Origin of the sequence: Paraburkholderia sp. BR14320 (assembly GCF_040948665.1) — a bacterium.
GTDB classification, from domain to species: domain Bacteria; phylum Pseudomonadota; class Gammaproteobacteria; order Burkholderiales; family Burkholderiaceae; genus Paraburkholderia; species Paraburkholderia youngii.
On record NZ_JBFPKG010000009.1, the window covers coordinates 101,267 to 118,126 of the forward strand.

A 16,860-nucleotide genomic window follows, 5' to 3' on the forward strand; every position below is an offset into this window, starting at 1 on the left:
AGCTACGCCCGGCTTGAGTGTCAACGAAAGCGCCAGTGAGGCAAAAACGCACAAAATAAATTGATCATAGTCATTCGCGCCGGAATATTTTGTATGCGGGTTTGATGGTTCGATAGGGCCGGCCCCCTGATAAGCAGTGTATTTTCGTCCAACATCGCCTGAAATTTAGCGGGACGCGCTGATCATGTCGATCAGTGAAAATTAATTTCACCATAATTTGCGATTAAATCCACCATTTCTATAGTCAAAACGTTATCTCAAATAAAAAGAGCATTCGTCAGCTAGAATTTCCTCGTTTTACAGACGGGAGAAAGCAGTGAGCGATAACGGTATTCGTTGGGCATACACAAAAATATTCGAGCCGTGGATTTGTTGACGTCCGTAGCGCTTGATGAAACGGCTAAACAATTCGGGATAAGCGACCTCACAGCTGCCGCAGTGGTCCTTTTAGGACAGGCGGATATACCGGTGTCGGGCAAGTAGCAGTTCGGATTGCTTTCACGCGGAATCTTGGTGCATTCGCCGGCCGGGTCCTAGTCATTGGGGAGATTTTTCTCGCTGCGGATGCGATACAGATCATGCGTCGCACCGTGACGACCTATAACCGTCTGGCGCTGCCCGAGGACAGGCTGCTGTGAATGACACGGATATCTGGGAACGCCTTGAGGCTTTCACTCGCGAAGAACTAGGACGGCCAATCTTTGGTGGCCCACTGAAGTTGACGCCCTCTACCAGGCTTGAACAGGACCTGGGGGTAACCGGACTTGATGGTGTCGAGTTTATCGACAGGTGAGCTCTCACGTTCAACGTGCAGGCGGACGGTTTTCCATACAGGCGCAATAGGCCGGCGCGCCGACACTACGCCTGTCTGGCGCTCCACCGAACCGAACTGGTATGAACTGGATCGTCGATAAAGCGGCGCTTCTGCTCGCCGCTATCGCCGGTGCGGCGATCGCATGGACGCTGATTCGCTACAGCGGCCAGTGGTTTGCGCTGCTGCTGTTCACAGTGGCATTTGCCGGGCTTTTCGCGGACAACCAGCGGCTACGCAACCGCCTAAGGGACTTAGGCGAAGACCCGAGTCGCCGCTCCAAGTGCGGCTCCCGCACACGCTAGCGACTTGCTGCCATCGCCGTCGTTCAACCGGCGACACCCGTGAACCGCAGCGCGCCGCCCTCGCCCAACGCCTCCCGCGTCTCGACCAGCGTAGTCCGCGCGGCGCGCGCATCGCCGGCGAGCCGCAGCAGCGCACCCAGTTGCGATGGCTGCCGCAGCAATTCGAGCAGAATCGGCCCGAGCGCGGTGGTGCCGTCGTCGCGCAAACCCGCCGTCGCGGCCGGCGGCAGCGTGCGCCAGGCCGGATCGACGACCGCTCGACACACGGCGAACGGCAGACCGTGCGCGGCAGCGGTCGCCCCCGCGATGTGCGATTCCATGTCCACCGCTAGCGCGCCGGTCGATTCGTGCAGCGCGCGTTTGTCTTCCGCGGTGATCAGCGGCGCGGCGACCGCCGCCGTTGCGCCACGACGCACACGTCCCGCGAGCCGTTCGGCCGTCCTGACGTCGGTTACCGCGGCGGCAATCCGCTCCGACCACCGTCGATCCGTGTCGATGCGTCCAAACGGTCCATGCACCGCATCCGCGACGATCAGCGCCCCTGGCTCCAGTTCCGGCGCGAGTCCACCCGCCGTGCCGAAACTGATGATCCCCGCCGCGCCGCGAGCGACCGCCGCGCTTAGCGCGCGCTCGAGCAGATCGGCCCGCGCCGCGTACACGACCTCGACGCGCTCGCTGCCGTCGCCGCGTGCGATGCGCGCCTCGAACGCCATGCCGGTCACGACGATCACTGGCAAACTGCTATCGCCCGTCCCGACGGACGGCGTCATCGACACGGACATCCGTCACATCCCGACCGTGACGCGCGTGAGCCCATTGCGCTTCAGATGACGGAAGCGCGCGAGCGCCCACAGCGGGAAGAACTTGCGATAGCCGTGGTAGCGCAGATAAAACACGCGCGGAAAGCCCGTCGCGGTAAAGCGCGTTTCGTCCCACAGCCCATGCTCGCGCTGCTCACGCTGCAGATAGTCGATCCCGCGCGCCACCGCATCGTGATCGACCTCGCCCGCCGCCATCAGCCCGAGCAGCGCCCAGGCGGTCTGCGACGCGGTGCTCGGCGCGCGCTCGTAGCCGCGATAGTCGAGCTTGTAGCTCTCGCCGCCCTCGCCCCAACCGCCGTCCTCGTTCTGGATCGACACGAGCCATTGCACCGCGCGCCGCATACGCGGGTCGTCGTGCGCCATGCCGGCCGCGTTCAGCGAGCACAGCGCGGTCCATGTGCCGTAGATGTAGTTCAGGCCCCAGCGGCCGTACCAGCTGCCGTCCGACTCCTGCTCCTGCAGCATGTAGTCGAACGCGCGCTGCGCCGGCTCGCTGTCTTGCGGCAACTCACCGATCTGCGCGAACATCGACAGACAGCGGCCCGACACGTCCGCGGTCGGCGGATCGAGCAGCGCGCCGTGGTCCGAGAACGGGATGTTGTTCAGGTAGTACTGCGTGTTTTCCGGCTCGAATGCGCCCCAACCGCCTTCGCTGCTTTGCATGCCGACTACCCATTCGCGCGCGCGCGCAATCGCTTCGCGATCGACATCGGACTTCGTGAGCGCAGCCGAACGATGCATCGCCATCGCGACCACCGCGGTATCGTCGACGTCCGGGTAATGCGCGTTGTTGTACTGGAACGCCCAGCCGCCCGGCCGCACGTTCGGGCGGCGCGAAATCCAGTCGCCGCGCACGTCGAGAATCTGCAGCGGACGCAGCCACGCAAGCCCGCGTTCGGCCGCCTGTTCGGCACGTGCCTCGCCGGTTTCGAGCAAAGCGTGTGCAGCGAGCGACGTATCCCACACCGGCGACAGACACGGCTGGCAATACGCTTCGTCGTCCTTGATGACGAGCAGCTTGTCCAGCGACTTGCGAGCGATCGCGCGGTTCGGATGATCGGCCGGATAGCCGAGCACGTCGTACATCATCACCGAGTTGGCCATCGCCGGAAAAATCGCGCCGAGGCCGTCTTCGCCGTTCAGCCGTTCGTCGACGAACGCGACCGCCGCGCGGATCGCGCGTTCGCGGCTCGCCTTCGGCAGCAGGCCGTCGACCGCGCGCAGCACCGTATCGACACAGCGGAAAAAGCCGAACCAGCCCGCGTGCTGATGCGGCGCGCGCTCGTTCATAGCGGTGTTCACCGGCGCGCCGCGGAACAGCTCGTCGATGCGCACCTTGCGCGGGTTGCGAGCGAGCGGCCGCTTCGCATTGAGCACGAGCAGCGGCACGATCACCGTGCGCGCCCAGTACGACACCTTCGACAGATGGAACGGGAACCACATCGGCAGCAGCATGATCTCGACCGGCATCATCGGCACCGCGCGCCACGACACCACGCCAAAGAGGGCAAGCAGAATTCGCGTGAACACATTCGCGTGTTCCGCGCCGCCGTGCGCAAGGATCGCGTCGCGCGCGCGCACCATGTGCTCGGCGTCGACCGGGTCGCCGATCATCTTCAGCGCAAAGTACGCCTTCACGCTCGCGCTGATGTCGAGCGCGCCATCGGTGAAGAGCGGCCAGCCGCCATTCGGCAACTGGATGCGGCGCAGATAGCGCGCGATCTTCTGTTCGAGTTCGAGGTTCGGCGTCTCGCCGAGGTAGTGAACCAGCAGCACGTATTCGGCCGGAATCGTCGCGTCGGCTTCGAGTTCGTAGACCCAATGGCCGTCCGGCTGCTGCGCGGCCAGGATCGCATCGGTTGCGCGCGTGATCGACACGTCGAGCGGGCTCGCGCCGCCAGTTTGCATCGGCGACGGCGTTGCGGTTGCCAATGCGTCCGCCACGGCGGGCGCGTTGGCAACCACGGCAGCTTCGGCCAGGTTCGGCGCCGCGTCGGCGGCTTCGGGCAGCACCGCGTCGAGCGGCTGCGTTTGAGATAAGTCGTTCATCTGCGTTCCATCGGTTGATTCAGCAGCGTATCCGCGGCCTTCTGGCCGGAGCGGATCGCACCTTCCAGCATCGCGGGCAGGCCGGTGGACGTCCAGTCGCCTGCGAGCAGCAAATTGTTCCAGCGAGTGCGCGTGCCCGGTCGCAGCGTCTCCTGCGCGGGCAGCGCGGCGAACATCGCGCGCGGTTCGATCACGACCTGCCAGCGCGGTAGCGGCGCGAGCGGCAGGTTCACCGCCGCTGCAACCTCCGCCCAAACGGTCGCCGCGAGCGCGTCGTGCGGCATGTCGATGAGCCGCTCGTCACCGTTGAGCGTCACCGACAGGCGGTCGTCGAACGCAAACAGCCATTCGGCCGTTCCGTTCAGCAGCGCCGTGATCTGCGGCAGATTGAACGGCGGCTCGAGCGCGAAATGCACGTTCAGTGCGGCCGCGAAACGCGTCGGCACACGTAGCCCCGGCACCAGCGCAGCCGCGGCTTCGGGCGGCAGCGCCAGAATCACCGCCTCGTTCGCGCCGAGCGTGATGCTCTCATCGGCGAAATGCAGCGCCTGTACACGCGCCGGGTCGGCCGCAAACACGATGTCGCGCAGACGCGAACCGAGCCGGATCGTCGCGCCGCCATGTTGCAGGAGCCGCAGCGCCGGATCGACGAACGCACTGCCAAGACCGTTACGCGCGACGAGCGGCCGGCACGCGAGCCCGCCCGCGAGCAGCGTGTCGCGCACGAGCGCGCCGGTCAGTTCGGCCGACGCGTCGCGCGGCTCCAGATTCAGCAGCACATGCAGCAGCGGCCGCAGCAGCCGGTCCCACAGCGGACCGTCACAGCGCATCGTCTGCGCGACGCTGCGGCCCGGCTTCGCGAACAGCAGCGGCACGAGCGACAGGTAGTCGGTCGGCACCGTGTTCGGCACGCGCGCATGCGCGTCGAAAATCCACCACGGCAAACGCCCCGGCGACAGACGCACGCTCCAGCGCGACCGCGTGGCCAGATCGACGAACGGATACTCGGGCTGCGCGGGGCCGACCAGTTCGTCGGCGGCGCCGATCGCGCGCACGTAGTTCAGCGTCGCGGCATTGGCCGACAGCACGATGTGATTGCCGCTGTCGAGCGTCGCACCGAGCTGCGTGTCGTAGTACGAACGGCAGCGGCCGCCCGCGTAATCCTGCGCTTCATGCAGCACGACCCGCGCGCCGCGCCGCTGCAACTGCACAGCGGCGGCGAGCCCGGCCACGCCCGCGCCGACCACGTGGACGAGCTTCGGCATCAGCTCAGAAAAGCGCGTAACGCGCGACGATCCACAGCAGGCGCAGCTTCGGCTTGCTGACCTTCGTGCGCGGAACGTCGAAGCCGCGCTCCAGCGTACGCTCGAGCAGCACGCGATAGACGCCCGACATGATGCGCGGCGCACGCACCTGAGCGCGCGGCTCGCGATCCATGATCGCATCGGATTCGGCGAAGTGCTGCTTCGCGCGCTCGGCGAGCGTCGCGCAGACGCGCGGCAGCGACGGATCGTCGGCGATCTGCCGCGGGTTCGTGGCAGCGATGCCTTCGCGCGCGAGCAGTTCGCGCGGCAGATAGCAGCGGTTGATGTCGGCGTCTTCGTCGATATCGCGCAGGATATTGGTGAGCTGCAGCGCGCGGCCGAGATGGTGCGCGAGCTGCCGGCCCGGCTCCTCCCGCATCCCGAATATCCTCACCGACAGACGGCCGGCCGCGCTCGCGACGCGGTCGCAATACAGGTCGAGCGTGGCGTCGTCGGGCGCGCAGATGTCGGCGGCGGCGTCCATCGCCATGCCGTCGATCATCGCGTGAAAATCCTCGCGTTGCAGATGAAACATGTGAATGTGCCGCGTCAGCGCGCGCAGCGACGCGCGCGGCTGGCCGGCGTAGCAGGCGTCGATGTCGGCGCGCCATTGCTCGAGCCCGGCCGCGCGCTCGGCGGGCGGCAGGTTGCTGTCGGCGATGTCGTCGACGGCGCGGCAGAACGCGTAGACCTGATACATCGCATCGCGCTGCGCCGCCGGCAAGATGCGCATCGCGAGATAAAACGAGCTGCCGGACGTGGCGGCAGCCGCGTCGATTTCAGTATCGTCCACGACGAGATTGGAAACAGCCAAGACGATCTCCGCTGGAGGCGCCCGCTGAAAGGCGTTCAAAGAGGTTTTTATGCCGACCCGCAGGGCAGTGTGCCCGCGCGCGCGGACACGCGCGAAACATCCGGCTGGGCGGCCGGAAACGGCGAAAAGTATAGCAATCTTTGCCGGTGACCGCAGATTTGGCGGCCAATGGGGGACGGAAAGAAAGGCCGCCGGGCGCGGCCGGCTGGAACCGCGCCGCCCCCGCTAGCGAATCACGCCCCCGCGAGCCGGAACGCGACCGCGCAGTTGCGGCCCTGGCGCTTTGCTCTGTAGAGCGCCGCGTCGGCCTCGTTGATCAGCACGTCGTACGCGGGTACGCCCTCGCGCGCCGACGCGCCGCCGAGGCTCGCGGTGACCGGCACGCTGGTGCCGATCAGCTCGACCGGCGTTTCCTCGATCACGCGACGGATCTTCTCCGCCACCAGCATCGCATCGTCGAGCGGTGTGCACGGCAGCAGCAGCGCGAACTCCTCGCCGCCGAAGCGCCCGAAGGTATCCTGCACGCGCACCACACCCGCGACACGCTGCGCCATCACGCGCAGCACCGTATCGCCGACGCCGTGACCGAACTGGTCGTTGATCTGCTTGAAATGATCGAGATCGAACAGCAGCATCGACATGTCGCCGCCATAGCGCTGCCAGCGCGTGAACTCGTCGCGCAGCCGCGCTTCGAAAAAACGCCGGTTCGCGATGCCGGTCAGCCCGTCGCGATTCGCATACTCCTGCAGCTTCGCAACCGCCTCCTCGCGTTCGCGCTGCACGATGCTCACATGCGTCACGTCGGAGATCGTCACGCACACGGCCACCACTTCGCGATCGCGCATCAGCGGCATGAACGTGCAGTCCTGCTGCATGAAGTCGACCCCGCCGGTGATCGGCCGGTCGTGATCGAACTTGAACAGGTACGGGCGCTGCTCCCACGAGCTGAACGCGAAGCTGCCGAGCTGAAACACGCTCTCGATCTTGCGCGACAGCCACACGCGCGGCAGCTCCGGAAAGTTCTGGTAGATCGAGCGGCCGACCACCTGCTCCGCCGGCAGGCCGCTATGGTCCTGCATGAAGCGATTCCACATCAGCACGTTCAGTTCGCGATCGAGCACGAAGATGCCAAAACCGACCCGCTCGACTACGAGGTCGCTCAACGATTCCACTGGGACATTCATAGACTGGACAGCAGCGCATCGAGCGCTTCGTTCATGTGACGGATTGAGTCTTCGGCCATCAGCATCACCAGATGCGCGCGAAAACTATGATGTTCGAGCGCGAAGTTCACTTCGACGAGCAGCGCCACCTGCCATTGCAGCACGCCGGGCTGGAACACTTCGTCGAGCGTCAGCGTGTCGCCGAGCACGCCCGGCGCGGAAAACACCGGCGTGCGGCCAAGCTGGTCGAGTATCGACGACACGCAAGCACCCGACAGCAGGTTCGCGACGTCGAGCATCAGTTCGCGCTCGCCGATCGTCTCGTAGCTGGAACGCGCGTACGGGTCGCTGACCAGCGAACACAGCTGCGCGATGCTGTCGCTGCGACAGATCACCAGCACCTCGCCCTTGATGTCCGAGCGAAAGCCCTGACGCACCGCGCTGACCGTGTCGTCGATGTGGGTCATCTCGCGCAGCGTGCGCGCAGCATCGCTCACCGCGACCATCTTCACGCGCGGCACCGACAGCTCGATAAACGAATCGAGCAGTCCCGCGAGCCGCGTCGCGGCCCGGCCCATCGCAAGGTTGGCGATTTCCTGGAGCGCGTCGCGCTGGTCTTCGGTGAAGGCGGGCTCAGACATACAAGCCGTACTCCTTGAGGATGGGCAGGACCGCCTCCGGCGTCACCGGCTTGGCGATGAACGCGATCGCGCCGAGCTCGCGCACGCGCTCCTGGGCGAGCGGCTGCACGTCGGCGGATACGACGATCACGAAGGTGTTGAGGTCCTCGTGCTGCAACGCTTCGAGAACCTGGTAGCCGGTCATGTCCGGCATCGTCAGATCGAGGAACATCACCGAGGCCTTGCCGTCGCGATACAGCGCGAGCGCCTCGTGCCCGTTCGTCGCGTAGGACACGTCGACGGCCCAGTCGGGCGGCAGAGCCTTCGTGAGCAACTTGCGGGCGAGCAGCGAATCGTCGGCGATCACAATGGGCAGCATGGCAACGGCGGGTCGGGCGGTTTTTTAGGCGGGTCGAATAAAGGAATCGGCTCGTTCGTATGCGCGCTTTCCGCGCCTGGTCGTTTGCGTTTTGTTCGTCCCGACAGCGGAGGACGGCACGCCTTCGCGTGATGCCGACCGATGCGCGACCAGGTACAGTGGCGCCTGTCGAATTGCAATTGCCTATGGCGAGAGGGGTGCGAATGCGGCAGGACGCGTTTTGGCGGACCTCGACGATCCGGCGCACAGAGGTGGCAACGGCCTTTTATCGTGGCGAGGATTGTCGAAGCAAAGCCGCGCAAAAGCAACTCGCCGAAATCGCTGACCGTAACGTTCTGTTTCCACGCTAGGCTAATTTGAGAAATAGTTTTATCGTCCGAGCCAGCATTCTTTTAGCTTTATCCTTTTGTGTACGTTTGCGCTTCCCGATTCGTCGCTGTTTTAAAGCCGCTCTTAAAGAACGGCCGGTCCGGTGGACGCTCGTCCCCGACGCTTTGCGGCGAGTTTTTCCGCGCTGCGTCTATGCTTGTTCTGAAGGCGGCATGGTGCCGGCAATGGCCCGATACGGGGCTGCCACATTCGAACGACTTTTCGCGTCAACGACAATGACATCAGACCAGGTCGACTCCGTGCGAGCGGGCCGCCTTTCGGGTCGTCCTGCCCGCGAGCAGGACGACGCGTCGTTTCCCGCCGTGCCGGAACAGAACTTCCAGGTACGTCGCATCACCCTGATCGCGCTGCTGGTCGTGGCGATCGTGCTGCCGTTCGTCTACGTCGCCGCGATGGCTTTCAGCGATCTGCGCTCGCGCGAGGCCGACGCGACCGAGCTGGCGCTGCGCACGGTGCGGGTCGCCGAAGAACACGCGTTGAAGGTGTTCGACATGAACGAGACGCTGAACTCGCGCATCGTCGATCTGACCGAGGGCCTCGACGACGACGGCATCCGCGCGCGCGAACACACGATTCACGACAAGTTGCGCACGATGGGCGGCGGCTATCCGCAGGTGGCCTCAGTGTCGATCTACGGCGCACAGGGCGCGCTGCTGGCGAGCAGCCGCGTCTATCCGTCGCCTGCGAGCTCGATCGAACAGCGCGCCGATTTCGTCGGCATCCGCGGCGGCAATGCGCTCGAACATGTGTCGAAAGTGACGACGGGACACGTGAGCGGCGAGCAGGTGTTCAACATGGGCGTCGAGCGTCAGGCACCCAACGGCTCGTTCGCGGGCGTCGTGTCGATCGCGCTGCGGCCCAGCTATTTCGATGCGTTCTATCGCGAGCTGCTCGGCAACAGCGACGACACGCCGATCATCATGAGTCTCGTGCGCACCGACGGCGCGGTCCTCGCGCATTACCCACGCGGCCCGCGCGAGCCGACCGCGCTCGCATCGGATTCGCCGTTCGCCGAAGCGGTCTCGCGCGGGCAGCGCTCCGGCGTCGTGCGGATGCACTCGAGCTTCGCCGACGGCAACCTGATCGTCGCGTTCCGGCACGTCGGCTCGTATCCGGTCTACGTGCTGTGCGGCTATCGCACGTCGGCGATCTGGGCCGCCTGGTACAGGCACCTGAGCGTGCTGATCCTGTCGATGTTCACACCGTCGATAGTGCTGTGGTGCGTGATCTGGCTGTCGCTGCGCCGCCTCGGCGCCGAAGAGGAAGCGTGGCAGCGCTGGCAGGCCGAGGCATCGATGCGCCGCTCGATCGAATCCGCGTACCGCCAGTCGCGCAAGATGGAAGCGCTTGGCACGCTGGTCGGCAGCGTCGCGCACGACTTCAACAACCTGCTGATGATCCTGTCGGCCAACGTGCAGATCGTGCGACGGCGCGGCGTCGGCGGACTGGAGCGCGAACTGTCGGCGATGGAGCGCGCGTTGAAGAGCGGGCAGTCGCTGACGCGGCAGCTGCTCGGCGTCGCGCGCAAGCAGCCGCTGCGCACCGAGACGCTGTCGCTCGAACGCTGGCTGCCGTCTTGCCGCGAGCTGCTGCGCGCGTCGCTCGGCGCGAAGGTGTCGCTCGTGATCGATAGCGGCGTCGATACCTGGCCGGTGCGTGTGGACGTCGCCGAGCTCGAGCTCGCGCTGATCAACGTCGCCGTCAATGCGCGCGATGCGATGCCCAACGGCGGGCGCTTCACCGCGCGCGCGAGCAACGTCGTGTTCCGCCGCGAGGACGGCTTTCCGCTGACCGGCGAGTTCGTGCAGCTGTCGCTCGAGGACACCGGCGCCGGCATGGCGCCCGAGGTGCTCGCGCACGCGTTCGAGCCGCTTTACACGACCAAGTCCAAAGGCATGGGCACGGGGCTCGGGTTGCCGCAGGTGTTTGCGTTCTGCGAGGGCTCAGGCGGGCTCGCGGCAATCGACAGCGCGATCGGCGCGGGGACCGCGGTGCGGCTCTATCTGCCGCGCGCGTCGAGCGAGCCGCAGACGGCTGGACCCGCCGAAGCGCTCGCGCCCGCGAGCGACGCGCCGCACGGTCTGCGCGTGCTGCTGGTCGAGGACAACGAAGAAGTCGCCGCCGGCACCGAGGCGCTGCTGCAGATGATGGGCCACCAGGTGAGCTGCGTGTTCAACGCCGACACGGCGCTGCGCGTGCTCGACGATGCCCGCGCGAAGCGTGCGGACACCGGCGAGCCGCTGCCGTTCGATCTGCTGCTGTCGGACATTCACATGCCGGGCAAGATGAACGGCATCGACCTGGCCGAAGCGGTGCTCGGATTCGACCCGCCGCTGCCGGTGATTCTCGTCACCGGCTACGCGGAAGAGCTCGACCGCGCGCGGCACGTGAACGTGCAAGTGCTGTCCAAACCGTTCGATATCGGACTGCTCGAACAGCTGCTCGAAACGATCCAGCGCAACGCCGTGCAGACGAGCGCCGATACCGCCACGGATCCGGCCGATACCTGACGTCCGCGACGTCCCGGCGTCATTTACCAGAACTTGTAAAAAGCGCGGCGCTCACACGCAGCGCCTCGTTCGTCGCGAGTCCGCGCGATGCGTAGCGCGGCGGGCATCGCGGCCGTGCACGGGACGCAGCGCCGTCGCGCGTCGGTGCGGGGGCATGATCGTTGCGTGCCCGAAGACGGCAAGGGGACGGCGCCTCGGGTGCCGCCCGTTCCAGCACAACATGTCGGGAGACAACCATGCAACATCTCGTGATTGGTTTATTCGACACTTACGTGCAGGCTGAAACCGCCCGCGACACGCTCGTGCAAACCGGTTTTGCGCGCGAGAAGATCGAGTTGCAGGCGAACGCCGAACCATCAGTTGGCTCGGCCACCAGCGAAGTCGCCAACGCGGGCGTACTCGCGAATATCGAGCGCTTTCTCGCCAGCCTGTTCTCGACTGGGCCGCGTCCGTCGGACACCGCCCGTTATGCCGAGGCGATGCGGCGTGGAGCGGTGCTCGTGTGCGTTCATGCCGCGAGCCAGTCGCATGCGGAATTGGCGCGCAACACGCTCGTGCGGCTCGGCGCGACCGATATCGGCGACCGCCTGCCCGAGGCGGACACCCCAGTCGCCTCCAGCCGCGACCACTCGGTGCTCGATGAGCTGGGCATCGGCGCGGTGATGCCGGGTACGCCGCGTACCTCGAGCGTGACCACCGAGGCGGGTGCGACGCCGGGCATGCGGGACACCAGGGCAACACCGGGGGCAAGTGTGAGTTCGAGTAGCGGCGCAACGGGTGCGGCGGGCATCAGCGAATCGACCGGAATCGCCGGCGCCACGAGCGCCACTTCGGCAACCGGTACGAGCGCGCCCGACACCGTGCCTCCTCCTGCTCCTCCGCGCCCCGATCCGCTGACCGCCATGCCGCCGGCGGACATCGGCGCGGCCGCCGAGCCGTTCGCGCCGCCGCCGATCAGCGATCGGCCGACGAGCGATCCGGTCAACGAACCCATCGCCGATCCTCTCACCGGCGATGTGGGACGCAGCGCGATCGCCGCCGGCTCCGTGCCGGGTTCGGGCGCGGTGATGCAGCCCCAGCCGTCCGACATCGTCCCGGAAGGCGGACAGCCGGGCACCGGTCCCGGCGCGCAGATGCCGAACGAATATCTGGAGTATGAAGAAGACTTCCGCACGCACTACGACGAGCAGTACGCAGCCGCGAACGCGCGCTACGAAGACTACGTGCCGGCCTATCGCTACGGCGCGGAGATCGGTCGCGACGCGCGCTTCCGCGATCGTCCGTGGGAAGAGATCGAGCCCGAAGCTCGCCGCCATTGGGAAACCACGTCTCCGGAGAGCACGTGGGAGCGCTTCAAGCTCGCGGTGCGGCATGGGTGGGAGCGGGTGACCGGGCATCACCACGTATAGGTGATGCCGCGGGCGAGACGGGCGCGGCCGCCTCGCGCGGCGCGCGCCGTGTCCTCGTTGCTTCGGCGGATGGTCAGGGCGCGGTCAGCGCCGCTAAGTCTCGATTACGCCACCGCCCCATGCCGCTTAATCCACGTGACGTAGCGGTCCATGAACGATTGCAGGAACTTGCGCGTGCCTTCGTTGACGATCTCGCCTTTTTCGTTGATCACCGACGGATCGTGCTTGATGAACACCTCTGGCTGCCCCATCGTCGCGACGTCGAGATAGGCGAGCACGTTGCGCAGATGCTGTTGCGCGAGCGCCGTACCGGTGGCGCCGACCGAGGTGCCGATCACCGCGCCCGGCTTGTTGCCCCACGAGTTCGTGCCCCACGGCCGCGAGCCCCAGTCGAGCGCGTTTTTCAGCACGCCCGGCATCGAGCGGTTGTATTCGGGCGTCACGAACAGCAGACCGTCCGCGGCTTGCACGCGCTCCTTGAGCTTCTTGCCGGCTTCCGGATAGTCGGCGTCGTAGTCCTGTGAGTACAGCGGCAGGGAGCCGATATCGATGTATTCGAAGGTGAAATCGGCTGGAGCGAGAGAAATCACCGCCTGAGCCAGTTGGCGATTGAACGAATCCCGCCGCAGGCTGCCGACGACCACTGCAATGTGATAGGCCATGTTCGCTTCCTCGGTTAGTGCGCTCGACGCGCAGAGAGTAGGACTGTTCATGATAGGCAAAAGCCGCGTGAAACGCCTGGCCACTGGCGGATTTGGCGAGGCGATAACGGATCGGGAAGGGTTCTTGCGGCACCTTTCGGTGGATAACCTCGCAACTCGAAAAGTTATCCACAGAATCGCTGAATAACCTTGTGGATAAGTAGAACTTTTGCCTTGTCAATCAAGCATGCCTTCGGGCCAGGGCGATCTGAGGCAAATGGACACCACCGACCTTCTGGAGGACCGGATCATGAGTCTCGACTACGCAGGAAAATCCCACGACGAAGCGGTCGCCGCGCGCAAGAAAGCGCGGCAGCGCGCGCAAGAAAGCGCGGCAGCGCGCGCAGGAGCCGGCGGGTGGCAAGATGGCCGTCGACGGCGTCGAAGCCGATGCCACGCATAGCTGCGGCGAGCTGTCGGAACAAGGCAAACAGGTGTGGCGTACGGGCGCCGGGCTCGATGGCGGAGGCAAGGCGCCGAGCCGCTAGGGGTTGATCGCTGAATGCAAAAAGGGCGCCGTTGCCGGCGCCCTTTTCTTTTGCTTGCGTGTTGCGTATGTCGACGTGCGATCAGTTGCCGAAAAATACGTTGCAGTACGACTTCGGGCCGTTGCAGGTCGAAGCCGGAGCGTCGGCATGAGCGACGCTCGAAGCGGCTGCGAACAGTGCGGCCGAAGCGATCAGGGCGGAGAAAATGCGTTTCATGGTCGGGACCTCGTTTGCGTATCGTTGCGCGATCTGATGCGATCGATGGCGTGAAGAATAGCGAGCGGGTCCGCGTCCACAAACAGCGAAGATGAGAAGATATTTTTTTATAAACTGAAATAATCGCTACTGCCTGAGCGCGCGGAACTGGTGATCGACCGCGACGCGTTGATTGAGCGATAGTCCGAGTCCAAGCTTGCTGGCGCGGAGGCTCGACTTATCATTTCTTGCAACAATTAATTGCCGCTGTCATAAGCCGCCGCGCCGCGCGACCAAGTTCCTTTGGGACATCGATTGCCGAGGGGTATATGTTCAATACCGCTTCGTTAGGGCACGAACGTGAGAGAGAATGGCGCACGCATCCGCAAATCGCGCGAGCACGACCATCCGCTCATGAATCACGACGTTTCAAGGCAACACCCACAGCCGGCAGCGCAGCGACGGGGCACGCCGTGACGCAGCCAGGCGGCCCATCGCTCGACGATCCCATCTATCTCGCGCAATTGCGGCGCGACCTCGTGCGCTTCGCCCGTCTGCAATTGCGCGATGCCGCAGCCGCCGAGGACGCCGTGCAGGAAGCGCTGACCGCCGCGTGGATGCAGGCCGCGCGTTTCGCCGCACAGTCGGAGCACAAGACCTGGGTGTTCGGCATCCTGCGCCACAAGCTCGTCGACACGCTGCGGGCGCGCCAGAGGACGGTCAATCTGTCGTCGCTCGAAGCGGAGATCGATGGCGAAGCGTTACTCGATCGCGAGCTTTTCAAGGACAACGGCCACTGGTCGCGCGAGACCAAACCGCGTCCATGGCCGACACCGGAAACCGCACTGCGCCAGCAGCAGTTCTGGACGCTGTTCGAAATGTGCCTCGAGCATTTGCCCGAGCACATCGGACGCGTGTTCATGATGCGGGAGTTTCTCGACCTCGACATCGCGGCGATCTGTGCCGAGCTGCAAATCAACGCGAATCATTGCAGCGTGCTGATCTATCGCGCGCGGCTGCGGCTGCGCACGTGCCTGAGCGAAAAGGGCCTATCCAGCGAGGACGCGAATGGGGAAGTGTAAAGACATCACGCGGCTGCTATCCGACGCGCTCGACCGCTCGCTGTCGACTGGCGAATGGCTCGCGATCCGCCTGCATCTGCCGACCTGCAGCGGGTGCCGGAACTATCGCAAACATATCCGCCTGCTGCGGGTCGCCGCGCATGTGGCGAGCGGAATCGCGAGCGCCGATGGAGCGGTGAGCGGCGACGAGTGATTTGCCGCTTTGCCTTCGCGGTTCAGCGCTCGCCGGGCGGTACGTCGCGATAGCGTTCGAAAAAGCGGGCGTGCGACGCTTCGTCGACGCCGACGGGATGCGCATCGGCACGCGCGGGATGTTTCGCGAGTTGCGCACGGGTGCGGATTGGCCGAGGCGCGAAATTGCCGCCGCAATTCGGACACACGTTGCGCAGCTTGGTCAGCGCGCAGACCTCGCAGAACGTGCACTCGTAGGTGCAAATCATCGCGTCGGGCGCGTTCGGCGGAAGTGACTTGCCGCAGCCTTCGCAGGTCGGTCGCAATTCAAGCATGACGGGGTGCTCCTGTCGTTGGCAACGCGGGGCGCGGTTTTCCTGCCTGGCGTCGCGAGAGGATGGATGCAGCCGCGCGTTGCCGGCCGCTGCCGCTGTAATGCCGGTCGATTGTAGCGGGAGGGGATGGGGCGCGCACTCGGCGTTAGACAATGCTTCGCTACTGCCGAATGATTTGCTTATGCGAATTTATCGGTTCGTCCAGGCGGGCGGACGAATTATCGTCGGAGCCAATCGGACCAGCCTTGGTGTCCGTCAAATTCTCTTTCGACGAGTATTCTCATGTCCCGTGATCCGCTGCTGACGCGCCGTACGTTTCTCGCCGGCGTAGGTGCAACGCTGGCCGCCGCCGCGTTGCCGGTCTTCTCCACCACCGCATTTGCCGCCGATGAACATGCGAAAGAACTTCGCATCGGATATCAGAAAGCCGCGAGCACCCTGGTATTGCTGAAGGCGCACGGCACACTCGAAAAGCGGCTCGCGCCACTCGGCATCACGGTCAAATGGACGGAGTTTCCGGCGGGGCCGCAACTGCTGGAGGGGCTGAACGTCGGCGCGATCGACTTCGGCTATGTGGGCGAAGCGCCGCCCGTGTTCGCGCAAGCCGCCGGCGCCAATTTCGTCTATACCGCGTATGAAATTCCGACGCCGCACGCCGAAGGCATTCTCGTGCATCCGGACGCGCCGATCAGAACCTTGGCCGATCTGAAGGGAAAGAAGGTTGCACTGAACAAGGGCTCCGATGTGCACTGGTTTCTCGTCGCCGCGTTGCAAAAAAACGGCGTGAAGTTCAGCGAGATCCAACCGGTGTATTTGCCGCCCGCCGATGCACGCGCGGCCTTCGAGCGCGGTGCGGTCGATGCGTGGGCTATCTGGGATCCGTTTCTCGAAGCCGCCAAAAGGCAGACGAACGCGCGGCTGCTTGCCGATGCCGAAGGTATCGTTAGTCACCACCAGTTCTTTCTGAGCGCGCGACCCTTCGCGCAACAGAACGGCGACGTTCTTGCGATCGTGATCGATGAAGTCGGCAAGGAAGGGGAGTGGGTGCGCGGCCATTACAGCGAGGCCGCCGCACAACTCGCGCCGATTCAAGGGCTCGACGCGAGCGTGATTGAATCAGGCTTGCGCCATTACGCGCACATCTATAAGCCCGTCGACGCGAACGTGCTTGCGGAACAACAACGCATTGCGGACACGTTCACCGAACTGCGCCTGATCCCGACGAAAATCGTGACCAAGGATGCCGCGCTGTCGGGCAAAGCCTAGCTCAGCAGTTCGAGGTCGCATTGCGCACGTCGGTTGACTTTGAAGCT

General features: G+C 65.0%; 17 protein-coding genes and 2 pseudogenes. 9 read left to right on the plus strand and 10 right to left on the minus strand.

Going from position 1 to position 16,860, the window contains the following annotated elements; all coding sequences use genetic code 11:
* Positions 1–336 precede the first annotated feature (336 nt).
* The 3 genes and pseudogenes from AB3X89_RS11900 (at position 337) to AB3X89_RS11910 (ending at position 1,116) form a co-directional block, all read left to right on the plus strand.
* Positions 337–638, plus strand: a pseudogene (locus tag AB3X89_RS11900) (hypothetical protein).
* A pseudogene (locus AB3X89_RS11905) lies at positions 635–790 on the plus strand (acyl carrier protein); the annotation flags it as partial. The pseudogenes AB3X89_RS11900 and AB3X89_RS11905, both read left to right, overlap by 4 nt.
* A 104-nt stretch (positions 791–894) precedes the next feature.
* Positions 895–1,116: a hypothetical protein gene (locus tag AB3X89_RS11910; protein ID WP_368583445.1), complete on the plus strand. Its 222-nt coding sequence runs from the start codon at positions 895–897 to the stop codon at positions 1,114–1,116.
* Between the two features lie 23 nt (positions 1,117–1,139).
* Here the strand turns inward: AB3X89_RS11910 and AB3X89_RS11915 are convergent, their stop codons facing one another.
* The 7 genes from AB3X89_RS11915 to AB3X89_RS11945 form a co-directional block, all read right to left on the minus strand.
* Positions 1,140–1,898 carry a phosphorylase gene (locus tag AB3X89_RS11915; RefSeq protein WP_368583446.1) on the minus strand — a complete coding sequence of 253 codons (759 nt, stop codon included), beginning with the start codon at positions 1,896–1,898 and terminating at the stop codon, positions 1,140–1,142.
* A 3-nt stretch (positions 1,899–1,901) separates the two neighbouring features.
* Positions 1,902–3,986 (minus strand): squalene--hopene cyclase, encoded by a 2,085-nt coding sequence (shc, locus tag AB3X89_RS11920; RefSeq protein ID WP_368583447.1) that lies wholly within the window; start codon positions 3,984–3,986, stop codon positions 1,902–1,904.
* Complete coding sequence (hpnE, locus tag AB3X89_RS11925) at positions 3,983–5,251, minus strand: hydroxysqualene dehydroxylase HpnE (RefSeq protein WP_368583448.1); 1,269 nt, start codon at positions 5,249–5,251, stop codon at positions 3,983–3,985. The genes shc and hpnE overlap by 4 nt, the downstream gene beginning before the upstream one ends.
* 4 nt (positions 5,252–5,255) lie before the next feature.
* Positions 5,256–6,104: a presqualene diphosphate synthase HpnD gene (hpnD, locus tag AB3X89_RS11930; protein WP_368583449.1), complete on the minus strand. Its 849-nt coding sequence runs from the start codon at positions 6,102–6,104 to the stop codon at positions 5,256–5,258.
* 233 nt (positions 6,105–6,337) lie between these two features.
* Positions 6,338–7,288, minus strand: a complete 951-nt coding sequence (locus AB3X89_RS11935) for a diguanylate cyclase (RefSeq protein WP_368583450.1) — start codon at positions 7,286–7,288, stop codon at positions 6,338–6,340.
* Positions 7,285–7,908, minus strand: coding sequence for a chemotaxis protein CheC (locus AB3X89_RS11940; RefSeq protein WP_368583451.1), 624 nt, complete (start codon positions 7,906–7,908; stop codon positions 7,285–7,287). The genes AB3X89_RS11935 and AB3X89_RS11940 overlap by 4 nt, the downstream gene beginning before the upstream one ends.
* Positions 7,901–8,266 carry a response regulator gene (locus tag AB3X89_RS11945; RefSeq protein WP_368583452.1) on the minus strand — a complete coding sequence of 122 codons (366 nt, stop codon included), beginning with the start codon at positions 8,264–8,266 and terminating at the stop codon, positions 7,901–7,903. The genes AB3X89_RS11940 and AB3X89_RS11945 overlap by 8 nt, the downstream gene beginning before the upstream one ends.
* Before the next feature lie 605 nt (positions 8,267–8,871).
* Between AB3X89_RS11945 and AB3X89_RS11950 the strand changes: the two genes are divergently transcribed.
* Both AB3X89_RS11950 and AB3X89_RS11955 read left to right on the plus strand, forming a co-directional pair.
* Positions 8,872–11,166: an ATP-binding protein gene (locus tag AB3X89_RS11950; protein ID WP_368583453.1), complete on the plus strand. Its 2,295-nt coding sequence runs from the start codon at positions 8,872–8,874 to the stop codon at positions 11,164–11,166.
* Between the two features lie 236 nt (positions 11,167–11,402).
* The gene (locus AB3X89_RS11955) at positions 11,403–12,575 is read left to right on the plus strand and encodes a hypothetical protein (protein WP_368583454.1); all 1,173 of its coding nucleotides are present in this window, start codon (positions 11,403–11,405) and stop codon (positions 12,573–12,575) included.
* 104 nt (positions 12,576–12,679) lie between these two features.
* Here AB3X89_RS11955 and AB3X89_RS11960 read toward each other — a convergent pair whose 3' ends face one another.
* Positions 12,680–13,237, minus strand: coding sequence for an NADPH-dependent FMN reductase (locus AB3X89_RS11960; RefSeq protein ID WP_368583518.1), 558 nt, complete (start codon positions 13,235–13,237; stop codon positions 12,680–12,682).
* 404 nt (positions 13,238–13,641) lie between these two features.
* Between AB3X89_RS11960 and AB3X89_RS11965 the strand changes: the two genes are divergently transcribed.
* On the plus strand, positions 13,642–13,764 hold the full coding sequence (locus tag AB3X89_RS11965) for a hypothetical protein (RefSeq protein ID WP_368583455.1): 123 nt from the start codon (positions 13,642–13,644) through the stop codon (positions 13,762–13,764).
* A gap of 81 nt (positions 13,765–13,845) precedes the next feature.
* Here the strand turns inward: AB3X89_RS11965 and AB3X89_RS11970 are convergent, their stop codons facing one another.
* Entirely contained in the window at positions 13,846–13,980 is a 135-nt protein-coding gene (locus AB3X89_RS11970; RefSeq protein WP_368583456.1) for a hypothetical protein, read from the minus strand.
* Positions 13,981–14,432: 452 nt separating this feature from the next.
* Between AB3X89_RS11970 and AB3X89_RS11975 the strand changes: the two genes are divergently transcribed.
* Positions 14,433–15,041: an RNA polymerase factor sigma-70 gene (locus tag AB3X89_RS11975; RefSeq protein ID WP_368583457.1), complete on the plus strand. Its 609-nt coding sequence runs from the start codon at positions 14,433–14,435 to the stop codon at positions 15,039–15,041.
* The gene (locus AB3X89_RS11980) at positions 15,028–15,234 is read left to right on the plus strand and encodes a zf-HC2 domain-containing protein (RefSeq protein WP_368583458.1); all 207 of its coding nucleotides are present in this window, start codon (positions 15,028–15,030) and stop codon (positions 15,232–15,234) included. Before AB3X89_RS11975 ends, AB3X89_RS11980 begins: the two co-directional genes overlap by 14 nt.
* A 22-nt stretch (positions 15,235–15,256) precedes the next feature.
* Here the strand turns inward: AB3X89_RS11980 and AB3X89_RS11985 are convergent, their stop codons facing one another.
* Positions 15,257–15,547 (minus strand): DUF1272 domain-containing protein, encoded by a 291-nt coding sequence (locus tag AB3X89_RS11985; protein ID WP_368583459.1) that lies wholly within the window; start codon positions 15,545–15,547, stop codon positions 15,257–15,259.
* Between the two features lie 282 nt (positions 15,548–15,829).
* Here AB3X89_RS11985 and AB3X89_RS11990 point away from each other — a divergent pair, with 282 nt between their 5' ends.
* The gene (locus tag AB3X89_RS11990) at positions 15,830–16,813 is read left to right on the plus strand and encodes a sulfonate ABC transporter substrate-binding protein (RefSeq protein WP_368583460.1); all 984 of its coding nucleotides are present in this window, start codon (positions 15,830–15,832) and stop codon (positions 16,811–16,813) included.
* Positions 16,814–16,860: the final 47 nt, after the last annotated feature.